This is a genomic window from Methylotenera sp. (assembly GCF_030653755.1).
GTDB lineage: Bacteria > Pseudomonadota > Gammaproteobacteria > Burkholderiales > Methylophilaceae > Methylotenera.
This window is the reverse complement of sequence record NZ_JAURYU010000036.1, coordinates 16141-28612: the sequence shown is the minus strand read 5'-3', so window position 1 is coordinate 28612 and position 12472 is coordinate 16141. Positions and strand designations below refer to the sequence as shown.

13 protein-coding genes and 1 tRNA gene are annotated in these 12472 nt (G+C 41.1%); 2 read left to right on the top strand and 12 right to left on the bottom strand.

Annotation, left to right across the window (positions count from 1 at the left end):
- Nucleotides 1–25: 25 nt before the first annotated feature.
- From ispC to Q7U33_RS06340, 8 genes are all read right to left on the bottom strand, one after another.
- Complete coding sequence (ispC, locus tag Q7U33_RS06375) at nucleotides 26–1264, bottom strand: 1-deoxy-D-xylulose-5-phosphate reductoisomerase (protein ID WP_304858799.1); 1239 nt, start codon at nucleotides 1262–1264, stop codon at nucleotides 26–28.
- The gene (locus tag Q7U33_RS06370) at nucleotides 1257–2081 is read right to left on the bottom strand and encodes a phosphatidate cytidylyltransferase (protein ID WP_304858798.1); all 825 of its coding nucleotides are present in this window, start codon (nucleotides 2079–2081) and stop codon (nucleotides 1257–1259) included. Before Q7U33_RS06370 ends, ispC begins: the two co-directional genes overlap by 8 nt.
- A gap of 38 nt (nucleotides 2082–2119) precedes the next feature.
- Complete coding sequence (locus Q7U33_RS06365) at nucleotides 2120–2878, bottom strand: isoprenyl transferase (protein ID WP_304858797.1); 759 nt, start codon at nucleotides 2876–2878, stop codon at nucleotides 2120–2122.
- 71 nt (nucleotides 2879–2949) lie between these two features.
- A complete protein-coding gene (frr, locus tag Q7U33_RS06360) occupies nucleotides 2950–3507 on the bottom strand; it encodes a ribosome recycling factor (protein ID WP_304858796.1) in 558 nt (185 codons plus the stop codon).
- A 142-nt stretch (nucleotides 3508–3649) separates the two neighbouring features.
- Complete coding sequence (gene pyrH / locus Q7U33_RS06355; protein ID WP_019898403.1) at nucleotides 3650–4366, bottom strand: UMP kinase; 717 nt, start codon at nucleotides 4364–4366, stop codon at nucleotides 3650–3652.
- 170 nt (nucleotides 4367–4536) lie between these two features.
- Nucleotides 4537–5412, bottom strand: coding sequence for a translation elongation factor Ts (tsf, locus tag Q7U33_RS06350; RefSeq protein ID WP_304858795.1), 876 nt, complete (start codon nucleotides 5410–5412; stop codon nucleotides 4537–4539).
- A gap of 128 nt (nucleotides 5413–5540) precedes the next feature.
- Nucleotides 5541–6278 (bottom strand): 30S ribosomal protein S2, encoded by a 738-nt coding sequence (gene rpsB, locus Q7U33_RS06345; protein WP_304858794.1) that lies wholly within the window; start codon nucleotides 6276–6278, stop codon nucleotides 5541–5543.
- A gap of 197 nt (nucleotides 6279–6475) precedes the next feature.
- A complete protein-coding gene (locus Q7U33_RS06340; protein ID WP_304858793.1) occupies nucleotides 6476–7312 on the bottom strand; it encodes an HDOD domain-containing protein in 837 nt (278 codons plus the stop codon).
- 204 nt (nucleotides 7313–7516) lie between these two features.
- On the opposite strand from Q7U33_RS06340, the gene map reads away from it, so the two are divergent.
- Both map and Q7U33_RS06330 read left to right on the top strand, forming a co-directional pair.
- Entirely contained in the window at nucleotides 7517–8323 is an 807-nt protein-coding gene (map, locus tag Q7U33_RS06335) for a type I methionyl aminopeptidase (protein WP_304858863.1), read from the top strand.
- A 55-nt stretch (nucleotides 8324–8378) separates the two neighbouring features.
- The gene (locus Q7U33_RS06330; protein ID WP_304858861.1) at nucleotides 8379–11000 is read left to right on the top strand and encodes a [protein-PII] uridylyltransferase; all 2622 of its coding nucleotides are present in this window, start codon (nucleotides 8379–8381) and stop codon (nucleotides 10998–11000) included.
- Between the two features lie 21 nt (nucleotides 11001–11021).
- Here Q7U33_RS06330 and Q7U33_RS06325 read toward each other — a convergent pair whose 3' ends face one another.
- From Q7U33_RS06325 to def, 4 genes are all read right to left on the bottom strand, one after another.
- Complete coding sequence (locus Q7U33_RS06325) at nucleotides 11022–11294, bottom strand: cupin domain-containing protein (RefSeq protein ID WP_304858792.1); 273 nt, start codon at nucleotides 11292–11294, stop codon at nucleotides 11022–11024.
- 132 nt (nucleotides 11295–11426) lie between these two features.
- Nucleotides 11427–11702: a cupin domain-containing protein gene (locus Q7U33_RS06320; protein WP_304858791.1), complete on the bottom strand. Its 276-nt coding sequence runs from the start codon at nucleotides 11700–11702 to the stop codon at nucleotides 11427–11429.
- Nucleotides 11703–11783: 81 nt separating this feature from the next.
- A tRNA-Ser gene (locus Q7U33_RS06315) sits at nucleotides 11784–11873 on the bottom strand.
- A 46-nt stretch (nucleotides 11874–11919) separates the two neighbouring features.
- Nucleotides 11920–12465: a peptide deformylase gene (gene def / locus Q7U33_RS06310; protein WP_304858790.1), complete on the bottom strand. Its 546-nt coding sequence runs from the start codon at nucleotides 12463–12465 to the stop codon at nucleotides 11920–11922.
- Nucleotides 12466–12472 lie beyond the last annotated feature (7 nt).

The following is a 12472-nucleotide window of genomic DNA, read 5'->3' as shown; positions in this document are numbered from 1 at the left end:
AGTAATCAGGAAATATGGCATATCGTTAATTAACCCTTGATAGCGACTTAAGCCAAGACCTTGCAACACGTCTTGCGTTTGCATCGACATCGACTAATTGTGGTATTGACGTCACGGCATCTATACTAGATGCCGTTAAAACGGATTCAATTAACGCTGGAATATCCATAAATCCAATCTGATCAGCGAGGAATGCTTCAACTGCAACTTCATTGGCTGCATTCAAAATGGCTGGTGCGGTTCCACCTGCATCCAATGCTTCGTAAGCTAGGCGTAAACAAGGAAACATATTCTGATCAGGCGCACAAAAGTCTAATCGCCCAATTTTCAACAAATCCAAACTACTGACGCCACTCGCCAACCTGTCAGGATAGCCTAATCCGTATGCAATTGGTGTGCGCATATCAGGGTTGCCTAGTTGCGCTAACACACTACCATCATTATATTCAACCATCGAGTGTATGACGCTTTGAGGATGCACAACCACTTCAATTTGGGCGGAAGCTGCATTAAATAGCCAATGCGCTTCAATGACCTCCAAGCCCTTATTCATCATCGTAGCTGAGTCAATCGTAATCTTTGGCCCCATCACCCAATTTGGATGATTCAATGCCTGTGCTCGTGTTACGTTACTTAACTGTTCTATAGTTGCATTACGAAATGGGCCGCCTGATGCTGTTAACAAAATCCGCTTCACCCCTATATCGACTAAAACTCGGGTACGCTGATATGGCATGACCTGAAATATCGCATTATGCTCACTGTCAATAGGAAGCAAAGTCGCACCGCCATCAATGACAGCTTGCATAAACAAATTGCCTGCCATCACCAATGTTTCTTTGTTCGCCAACAAAATTCGTTTACCAGCACGCGCAGCGGCCATCGCTGGATGCAAGCCCGCAGCACCAACAATTGCCGCCATGACCACATCGACATCCTGATGCGAAGCAACATCACTAAGCGCATCCTCACCTTGCAACACCTCTGTTGCTAGGCCAGCCTTTTTTAACTGATCAGATAAAGCCGAAGCAGCTTCTGACGACAACATGACTGCATAGCGCGGCTTATGCTTTACACACAGATCAAACAAGCTCTGTACATTTGTACTTGCTGTTAAAGCAAATACTTTAAATCGGTCTGGATGTTGACTAATTACATCTAAAGTTTGTGTGCCTATTGTGCCAGTTGCACCAAGTATAGTCACTTGCTGAACTGCACATTGGGAAGATGCACCCTTACTATCTACTGCTGATGCATTAACCATGCACATTTAACCCTGAAAATTGTAAAACATAAATAAAGAGTAGCACCATTGGCAACGTTGGGATAAATCCGTCAATCCTATCTAAAACACCACCATGCCCTGGCAATAACTGACCACTGTCTTTTAATCCAGCTTGACGCTTCATTAAAGACTCCACCAAATCGCCCACGATGCTAAACGTAACAAGTATCCACAATGCAGGTATTAGCCACATATTTAGTTGTAGATAAAAACAAAGTAACCCACCATAAACAGTAACCGCACCAAGCGCACCTAACACGCCTTCCCATGTCTTTCCTGGGCTGATATTAGGTGCCAGCTTATGGCGACCAAAACGTTTCCCTGCAAAATATGCAGCACTATCTGCCAAACTAACCGTAGCTAGTACACCAAGCAACAACCAAGGATTGATTTCATGCAATCCAACCAGTGCAATCCATGTTGCAATAATCATTAAAATACCGACAATTCTCATCATTAAGCTATTTTGACAAGCTTTGCGTTGCAGTAGCCATAATGGCGCCACAACAATCCAAAACAAAGTAGAAAGACCTAACAAGCATAAAATAATGGTATGCAGATATGGCGCCAGAGCAGTATGAGGCAGCAACAACAGGAAAACGCCAGCTAACGTAGCCAACGCAATATAGATAAAAGACTGAGTACGGCTGAGCTTAATCAAATCAGCCCATTCAGCAACAGCAAATAATGAAATAGCAAGCATAAATAGCGCCCATACCTGCTTAGATGCTAAAAATATAGTCAACAATAGACCAGTAACCAACAATATGGCGGTAATCACTCGAGTTTTTAGCATTTTTATATCATTATTATTAATTGAAATTCGAGTAACTTTTAACGAGGTGTCTCTGAAAGTTGCTCACTGGTACGCCCAAAGCGACGCTCACGTTGTTGATAAGATTGAATAGCCGAATTAAATGCAGCCTCATTGAAGTCTGGCCACAGCGTATCTGTGAAATAAAGCTCTGTATAGGCCAGTTGCCATAAAAGAAAGTTACTAATCCGCTTCTCACCACCTGTGCGTATAAATAAATCTGGCTCTGGTGCATAATTCATCGATAGATAAGGGGTTATGTGATCTTCATTATAGGCGCCAGCTAGTGCTGGCTCTGCACTATGGAGCTTATTAACAGCCTGAAGCACATCCCAGCGCCCACCGTAATTAGCGGCTATCGTTAATACCAAGCCTGTGTTATCAGCTGTTAATTGCTCGGATGCTTCTATTTTCTTAATCAACCCTGCATCAAAGCGACTTCGATCACCAATCATTACAAGCTTGATATTATTTTGGTGTAGCTTATTGACTTCACGTTTAAGCGCCTCCATAAAAAGGCCCATCAAAAAAGAAACCTCTTCTGGCGGGCGACGCCAATTCTCACTACTAAAGGCAAACAAAGTGAGATATTCAACTTTAATTTCTATGCACTTTTTCACTAAATCACGCACAGTCTCTACACCACGTTTGTGGCCAGCGATGCGTGGTAAAAAGCGCTTTCGCGCCCAACGGCCGTTACCGTCCATGATGACCGCAACGTGCTTAGGCACCTCGGCTACTGGAGGAACTCGTTGTGTTGCACTTGAGAACAAAGCCAATTAATACCTCAAGTCTAAACAAATAGAATAACTACAATAAGAATGTGCCATAGACTTAACCATTTGCACTATTAGACCGCCATTAAATCTGTTTCTTTAACTTGCAACATTTTATCAACTTCAGCAACTGCTTTATCTGTTGCTTTCTGTATTTCATCTTGCGCGCGGCGCTCATCATCTTCAGAAATTGCTTTATCTTTAATTAACTTTTTAAGCGCATCATTTGCATCACGACGAACGTTGCGAATGGCCACTTTAGCGCCCTCGCCCTCTGTACGAACGATCTTTGTTAAATCACGACGACGCTCTTCTGTGAGCATCGGCATCGGCACACGAATCAAATCACCGTTAGTTGCGGGATTCAAACCTAGGTCACTGTCACGAATCGCTTTTTCTACTTTACCAATCATATTTTTTTCATATGGTTGTACATTAATTGTACGTGAGTCACCCAAGTTAACATTGGCTACTTGGTTAACGGCGACCATAGAGCCGTAATAATCAACCATCACATGATCTAATAAGCCTACATGAGCGCGACCAGTACGTACTTTAGCCAAATCATTTTTTAGAGACTCTAATGATTTTTGCATTTTTAGTTCAGCATTTTTTTTAACATCTTCTAGCATTTATTTCTCCAACTCAGCTTTAATATTATAAAACTGATTTATATATTAACCTTTACTTCACCCTATAATGTATTAACATCACATTCACTACAAATCTGGCACAAGCATACATTTGATAATCAAAACATATGCAATATGCACTTTATGGTAAGACCATTGTTCCCTCATCTTCACCCATTACCACTTTTTTCAAAGCGCCTTGCTTAAAGATACTGAATACAGAGATAGGTAGCTTTTGATCACGACATAGCGTTAGCGCTGTTGCATCCATTACTTTAAGGTTTTTTGAAATTGCCTCATCAAAACTAATCGTTTTATAACGCATCGCTTCTGGATTTGTTTTAGGATCATCGGTATATACACCATCTACCTTTGTAGCCTTTATCACAATTTCAGCATTGATTTCCATGCCACGCAAGGCAGCAGCAGTATCTGTTGTGAAAAATGGATTACCTGTCCCTGCACCAAAAATCACCACACGACCTTCTTCTAAATAACGAATGGCTTTACCGCGGATATAAGGTTCAGCCACCTGCTCTATACTCAAGGCTGACTGCACACGAGCATTTAAACCAATATTTTTCATAGCATCTTGCAATGCCATCGCGTTCATGACGGTTGCCAACATCCCCATATAGTCGGCTGTTGCTCTATCCATGCCTTCCGCTGCTGGTGCTACTCCACGGAAAATATTACCTCCACCGATTACCACTGCAACTTGCACGCCTAAATCTACTACTTCTTTGACTTCATTCACAATTCTGGTGATGGTTGCGCGATTGATACCATATGCATCATCGCCCATCAATGCCTCACCTGAAAGTTTAAGTAAAATGCGCTTGTAAGCTGGTACGGACACGAGGACTCCTCAAATTTTAAGTTTGCTTATTTAAGCATAAAATAAGGCATTTAGGCATAAAAATTGAACCTTAAAGACGTAAATTTAATGCTTATTTTTATTAAAAAAAATGGACTAAGCAACTTGCTTAATCCATTTTAATTTTCAAAGGTGTTTAACCTTATCGTTAATTACACTTTCGCTGCTGCTGCAACCTCTGCTGCATAGTCAACAACTACTTTTTCAATGCCTTCACCAACTGTATACATGGTGAATGAAGCGATTGTTGCACCTTTTGATTTAAGCAATTGCTCAATCGTCATTTTGTCATCTTTAACAAAAACTTGGCTTAACAACGTCACTTCTTTTAAGAATTTTTGCACTGTACCATCTGCAATTTTTTCCAACATCGCTTCAGGTTTACCAGCTTCTTTTGCTTTTTCGATTGCAACACGACGTTCTGCTTCAATTAGGCTTGCATCAATACCAGATGCATCTAATGATTTAGGTTTAGCTGCAGCAATATGCATTGCTACATCTTTAGCTAAAGCATCATCACCACCAACGATATCTACTAAAACACCAATTCGGCTACCATGTACATAGCTTGTTAATTTGCCTTGCACTACTGGGCGAACAAAACGACGTGGTGTAATGTTTTCACCAATTTTACCAACTAACTGCGCACGTGTTTCTTCAACAGTTGAGCCTGCCATTGTAAGTGCACCAGCTTCAGCGATGTCGCTCGCATTGCTAGCAGCAATCACACCAGCCAACTCGTTCACAAATTTCAAGAAGTCTTCGTTTTTAGCACAGAAGTCAGTTTCAGAGTTAACTTCAACCATCGCACCTGTTTTGCCATCAGCACTAATAGAAATACCCACTGTACCTTCAGCAGCCACACGACCAGCAGCTTTGCTCGCTTTGTTACCAAAACGTACGCGTAAGATTTCTTCTGCACGCGTCATGTCGCCTTCAGCTTCAGTTAATGCTTTTTTGCAATCCATCATCGGCGCATCTGTACGCTCACGTAATTCTTTTACCATGCTTGCGGTAATTTCAGCCATTTTAAGCTCCTTAATATTCATAGTTTGCATTAAAAATGCAAACTAACTATTTGATATAATTGTATTTTTTATATTTAAATTGTTAAAATTAAAAAGGGGCCAGAAGCCCCTTTTTCAAACAGAATTAATTACTCTGCAACTGTTTCAGCAACTTCTTCAGTCGCTGATTTAACAATTTCAGTAATCACTGAACTACGACCTTCCAATACCGCATCAGCGATACCACGTGCATACAAGCGAATTGCACGGCTAGAGTCATCGTTACCAGGAATTACATAAGCCACGCCATCAGGTGAGTTGTTGGTATCAACAACACCAATCACTGGAATACCCAACTTAGCCGCTTCAGTAATTGCACCACTTTCATGGCCAACATCAATGATAAAAATAGCGTCTGGCAAGCCACCCATCTCTTTAATACCACCGATAGAACGCTCAAGTTTTTCAACTTCACGCTTGTAGCCTAAAGCTTCTTTTTTACCGAATTTTTCAAGACTGCCATCTTGCAACATTGTTTCAAAGTCTTGCAAGCGCTTGATAGATTGCTTAACTGTTTTAAAGTTAGTCAGCATACCACCTAACCAACGGTGATTTACGTAAGCACAACCTGCACGAGTCGCTTCTTCTTTCACAATGTCGCGTGCTTGGCGTTTAGTACCTACAAATAGAATACGACCCTTGTTTGCAGCCAATGTACGCACGTGCTTTAGTGCATCTTCAAACATTGGTAATGTTTTTTCAAGGTTTACGATATGGATTTTGTTGCGGTCACCGAAAATGAACGGTGCCATTTTTGGGTTCCAGTAACGAGTTTGATGGCCGAAGTGAACTCCAGCTTCCAGCATTTGACGCATGGTAACAGACATGTTAAATCTCTCTTCTAAAGGGTTATCAATTCACACAGCACCAGAAACACTCAGAAAAAATCTAAGCACCCTAGAATGGGCTGTATGTAAATTAGTCATTTACTAGTTAATAGAAAATGTTTTGCAGAAAACGCAAAGGCGTAATAATAACACCAAGCAGTTGAGTATGCTAGAGTTTGTTGAATATTATTTCAGAATCATGATGCGTCAGGTACGCCAACCACACGCATCACTCTATCTACATCTAAACGAAGCAACTCCGCAATATCGCGATAATCATCAGGTAACGCTGCATCACCCCAACCATTAGCTGAATGCCTTGCTAGGTTCACCGCAAGCGTAACATTTCTGACACGCTGCTCATCTGAAGCACCATCTTGCATAAGTTTGCCAAGTAACGGTGGAAGTTGGAAGACCTCCACCAGCTGCGCTTGTAAATCATGTAGCACGAACCCCAGCACCTCCTGCTGCACAGCTTTGCTACGCAATGCCTTATCAGCCACTTGCATGGTATGAATCAGATTCATTTTATCAGGAACGTAACACCACATCAGCATTTCAGATAAATCATGCAGCAATGCAGCAATAAGCACTTCTTCCGCATGCAAGTCATTCAAATGTGCAGCCCAATCAACCGCAAAACTGGCTGCTATATGTGCTCGTTTAATCAACTTAAGCAACTGCATCAATCCGGTTAAGTTAGCCTTAAGGGCATCTTCAACTAAAGGTACTGGGGGAATGTTTCTAAAAAACACACCAGTACCCATCATCATGATGGCTTGCTCCACCTGTGCAAGGTCTTGCAACTGGCTACGTGACCGGTGTTTCTGGGCATAACTTAGCACTTTAAAAACCATCATAGGGTCATTAAGAACGACATTTGTGATTGCACGCGCACTGAGGTTATCCTCATCTTCTTGTAAACGTCCAATTTCACGCGCAGTTTGTTTGAGCACTGGGATTTCCGCAGTTCTCAAAAAAGTCACCCATGCATTTAAGTCTCTTGCCGCCAAATCTACAGGTATCGTTGCCATGTACCAACCTCCTTTTACTGGACTATATTACATATTACATTTTTAAGCTGAAACAATCATTTATAAAAATTAAAGTAATAGCACTTAATTGATGAAGCTAAATTTATTGAACACTAAAGAATGTCTTGCAAAATGCCGGTGTCGCATCAGGCTAGATTTGTTATGCTATGATAAAATGACACATTAGCAATCTACAACAAAAAAATCATGGCAATCTCAATTAAGAATCAACAAGATATCGAAAAGATGCGCATCGCGGGCAAGCTAGCCTCAGAAGTGCTGGACTTCATTACTCCTCACGTCGTACATGGCATTACCACAGATGCACTTGATAAACTTTGCCATGACTATATTGTAGATATGCAAAAAGCAATTCCTGCGCCTTTAAATTATGCGCCGGATGGCCACAAACCTTACCCGAAGTCCATTTGCACTTCTATTAACCAGCAAATTTGCCACGGCGTTCCTAGTGACAAAGTCCTAAAAAATGGCGATATCGTCAATATTGACATTACCGTGATTAAAGATGGTTACCATGGTGACACTAGCCGCATGTTTTATGTAGGTGAAACTTCAATACAAGCAAAACGCTTATGTGAAATCACTTACCAAGCGATGTGGTTAGGTATTGATAAAGTTAAACCAGGTGCAACTTTAGGCGACATTGGGTTTGCCATACAAACATTTGCTGAGAAAAGTGGCTACAGTGTCGTGCGTGAGTTTTGCGGTCATGGTATCGGCAAAGTTTTTCATGAAGATCCTCAAGTGCTACATTATGGAAGACCAGGTGCAGGACTAAAATTGCAAGCTGGCATGATGTTTACTATTGAACCTATGATTAATGCAGGAAAGCGCGATATCAAACAAATGCCTGACGGCTGGACTATCGTAACTAAAGATCGTAGCTTATCTGCCCAGTGGGAGCACACCATATTGGTCACAGACACAGGCTATGAAGTCATGACACTATCTGCTGGCTCGCCTCCCCCTCCAGCATTTATTAGCAATTGATAAAGTTTTAATGCCAAATTTTTAAATTAACGTTTTAAATTAACGATGGTGCATGATGCAAGTAAATAACCTTATAGAAACCATCGAAATTTCAAAAGAAAGAATTGCCTTTTTACGCACTTCCTTAAAAAAGCAATTCTTGGCATTAAAAGAAGACTTTGCACAACACTCTAATACCACTCGCCTATTTAAACAGCACTGTAAATTTATTGATCAACTACTCATAGAACTGTGGTCAGATTTGCAAATTGACCCCGCCTGCTGCCTGATTGCAGTTGGCGGATATGGGCGAGGTGAACTCTTCCCTTACTCTGATATAGACCTATTGGTTTTAATACCAACAGAATCCCAAACCAATCTCCAACTAAATAAAAGTATTGAGTACCTTATTGGGCTTATGTGGGACTTAAGTCTAAACATCGGACACAGTGTAAGGAACTTAGAGGAATGTATCAGCGAGGCGCAAAAGGATATTACCGTACAAACAAACGTACTTGAATCACGCTTACTATCTGGCAGCGACTTGATGTATCAAAACTTTTTATTTAACATCGCTCAAAACTTAAGCCCAATCGATTTTCTAAAGGCAAAATTAAAAGAACAAGAGTTGCGCCACGCAAAATTTAATGACACCGCTTATAACTTAGAGCCAAACATCAAAGAAAGCCCTGGTGGTCTGCGCGACTTGCACATGCTAATATGGATAACGCGTAGCTTACAAGCAAAAAAGAGTCTGTATGAAGCGTCAAGCAACCCTTGGCTCTCGCTTGCAAAAGATCAAATAATTTCAGTGACTGAAGCAAGGCGCATTCGCCACCATGAAAAAAAACTACAGCTATTGCGCTGTCATTTACACTTTTTAAGTAGCCGTCGCGAAGATAGACTACTGTTTGACTTCCAAAACGACCTCGCTGCCATTTTAGGCTACACAAACACACAACGCAGGCGCGCAAGTGAACAGCTCATGCAAAGCTACTACAGAAGTGCTAAGTTTATTGAGCTCATGAATGAGATTGTATTAAAGCTACTTGAAGAGATCATCGTTGCATCTCCTCCAGCAGTGCGTGTTATCAACGATAAATTTGAAGCGCGCAATGATTTACTAGAAGCTAAAACGGCAAATTTGTTACAGCGAGACCCTTCTGCAATTTTCGAGGCTTTCTTGCTACTTCAGCAACAGCCCGAACTGTCAGGGATGGGTGCTTCACTATTACGAACACTACAGCGCGTAAAGCCTCTGGTTAATAAAGACTTTCGGCAAAAGGCTCAAAACAAAAAAATATTCATAGACATTCTGTCACAACCAAGTGGTGTGAATCGTGCGTTACGCGCCATGAATCGATACGGCATTCTAGGTAGCTACATTCCTGCTTTTGGGAGGATTGTTGGTCAGATGCAGCATGATTTGTTTCATGTCTACACCGTAGATGAACATATCCTTAATGTGCTAGGCAATTTACGCCGCTTTGCCAAGCCTGAACTTAAACATGAATTTCCACTATGTAGCCAAATTTTCTCAGAATTTGATGCACCGCATTTACTTTACCTAGCAGCCTTATTTCACGACATTGCTAAAGGACGCGGCGGAGACCATTCTACGTTAGGCACTATAGATGCCATTAAATTTTGCAAATTACATCATTTATCTAAAGCCGATAGCGCGCTTGTCTCTTGGTTAGTAGAAGCGCATTTAAAAATGTCGTCAATAGCACAAAAAAATGACCTATCAGACCCGAGTGTGATCGAATCATTTGCTGACTTTGTTGAAAACGAACGTAGATTAAACGCACTATATTTACTCACCGTCGCAGATATTCGCGGTACAAGCCCTGCCGTGTGGAATGCCTGGAAAGCTAGATTATTAGAAAACCTATACACCGCAACCTGTCGCGCACTGTCAAACCCTACATTCCACGCAAAACAAACCATCCAACGACGAATTAAAGAGGCATCAGAAAAACTCAGTCGGTTTGGCTTAAGTAACCATACTTACGAGCAACTCTGGATGCAATTCGGAGAACACTACTTTGTTCGTCATGAGAGCGACGAAATAGCATGGCATAGCCGCTTATTAACGCCACACTTATACAGTGAAAATCCTATCGTACGCGCTAGACTTAGCCCATATGGGGACGGCATTCAAGTTATGCTGTACATCAAGGATAAAAATGACTTATTTGCAAGAATATGTAACTTCTTTGATCGTATGGGATATAACATTGTAGAAGCAAAAATCTTTACAACCCAACATGGTTACGCCTTAAATAGTTTTATTGTATTAGATCAGTCTGGTAAGTCTGTGAGTTATAGTGGATTATTGAAGTTTATTGAACTAGAACTTGCTAATCAACTTGATGATCAATATCAACTAGAGTCACCGCTTAAGGGGCGCGTCAGTCGGCAGGTTAAACACATGCCAATTCAGGCGCAAGTCACCATTACCAAAGAGACTGAAAACAATAACCATAAGCTTGATATTATTGCCAACGATAGACCTGGTCTATTAGCCACACTAGCGCAACAGTTTTTAAAACACGATATCAAGCTTCATAATGCAAAAATTAACACATTAGGAAACCGAGCCGAAGATACATTTTTAATTTCCGCTAAAAATGGTGAATGCTTAGACTTTAACCATGTCCATTCATTACAAATGGCTTTGCTTGACGAACTCTAAAGCAACCACTGCGCATAAGGCTTAGCCAAGCTGATAATGTTTTCTCAGTGTTTTTTTAACATGCCAAACGCAAGACAACCCAGCTGGAAATGTTACCAAATCTCCCACAGTAAAGCTTACAGGCTCACCTTCTGATGGCTGAACAGTCACTTCACCTTCTAGAATATAAGCGATTTCCTGCGTGCTAAAGCGCCAAGGAAACTCTGACACCTCTTTAGACCATGTTGGCCAACTTTTTACACCTAAAGAAGCCAACTGGTCTGCACTAGGTTTTTCTACGGTAATTTTACTCATGCCATTCTCCATTATCGTGTTGATATTAAATAAATGATAAGCAATAGCTAATAAAAAAGCCTTGAAGATTCAAGGCTTTAATTTTAAAACTTAATATAGCAATCTAGCAACTATATATTAGCTAAGTTTTGATTAGCTATGTTTGTAGTGTTTACGTAATGGTTGAACCACTTCCCACATTGATTTCATTCCTTTTGGGAACACAACAAAATCACCAGCTTTAATCACTACTTTTTCACCACCTTGTGGTGTCACGTGAATTTCACCTTCTAGCAAGTAAGCGCTTTCGGTCATACCGAAATCTAACGGGAATTTAGAAACTTCTTTTTCCCAAATAGACCAGCTTGATACGCCTAATTGTTTTAATTTCTCTTCTGATGGATTGTGTTCTACGATGATTTGAGACATGTTGATTCCTAGGATAATGTTTGATGATACTAGCGTTAAAAAACAAAGCCGCTTAATGTAAGTTAAGCGGCTTAAAATTCTTGGCGGAAGAGGTGAGATTCGAACTCACGGTGGGCTCGCACCCACGACAGTTTTCAAGACTGTAGCATTAAACCGCTCTGCCACTCTTCCATCTAAATCGTTACTTGCGTTACGAGGTCAGCATTATAACAACAAATTAGTCATCTTGAAAATCCTGATTTGGAAAAAAAACATCAGAATATCCAAAATCTTTTAAATTTATGATCCTCATCGGATATAAAACGCCATCTAAGTGATCACATTCATGTTGTACAACACGTGCGTGAAAGCCGCTTACCAATCTATCGACTTTATTTCCGTACTGATCGAAACCTGTGTAATGCAATCTCAAATGACGCGGCACTATACCTCGCATTCCAGGAACTGACAAGCACCCTTCCCAACCATTTTCAGTTTCATCGCCAATAAATGTTAATTCTGGGTTAATTAGCACAGTATATGGCACTGCATCGGCATCTGGGTATCTAGGATTAGTTGCTGTTGATTCTTTTTGACCAAAAATGACCACCCGAAGACTCACGCCAATTTGAGGCGCAGCGATGCCAGCACCGTTCATGTGTTGCATCGTGTCCTCCAAATCTTGTATCAATTGATGCAGGGCCTCTGTATCAAACTGCTCTACAGGCGCAGCCTTCGTCAGCAAGCAAGGCTCGCCCATCCTTAATACAGCTTTAATCGCCATTTTTTAC

Coding starts and splice junctions, on each gene's coding strand:
- ispC (WP_304858799.1), bottom strand. CDS start 1,264: ATGGTTAATGCATCAGCAGTAGATAGTAAGGGTGCATCTTCCCAATGT.
- Q7U33_RS06370 (WP_304858798.1), bottom strand. CDS start 2,081: ATGCTAAAAACTCGAGTGATTACCGCCATATTGTTGGTTACTGGTCTA.
- frr (WP_304858796.1), bottom strand. CDS start 3,507: ATGCTAGAAGATGTTAAAAAAAATGCTGAACTAAAAATGCAAAAATCA.
- tsf (WP_304858795.1), bottom strand. CDS start 5,412: ATGGCTGAAATTACCGCAAGCATGGTAAAAGAATTACGTGAGCGTACA.
- rpsB (WP_304858794.1), bottom strand. CDS start 6,278: ATGTCTGTTACCATGCGTCAAATGCTGGAAGCTGGAGTTCACTTCGGC.
- Q7U33_RS06340 (WP_304858793.1), bottom strand. CDS start 7,312: ATGGCAACGATACCTGTAGATTTGGCGGCAAGAGACTTAAATGCATGG.
- Q7U33_RS06330 (WP_304858861.1), top strand. CDS start 8,379: ATGCAAGTAAATAACCTTATAGAAACCATCGAAATTTCAAAAGAAAGA.
- Q7U33_RS06325 (WP_304858792.1), bottom strand. CDS start 11,294: ATGAGTAAAATTACCGTAGAAAAACCTAGTGCAGACCAGTTGGCTTCT.
- Q7U33_RS06320 (WP_304858791.1), bottom strand. CDS start 11,702: ATGTCTCAAATCATCGTAGAACACAATCCATCAGAAGAGAAATTAAAA.
- def (WP_304858790.1), bottom strand. CDS start 12,465: ATGGCGATTAAAGCTGTATTAAGGATGGGCGAGCCTTGCTTGCTGACG.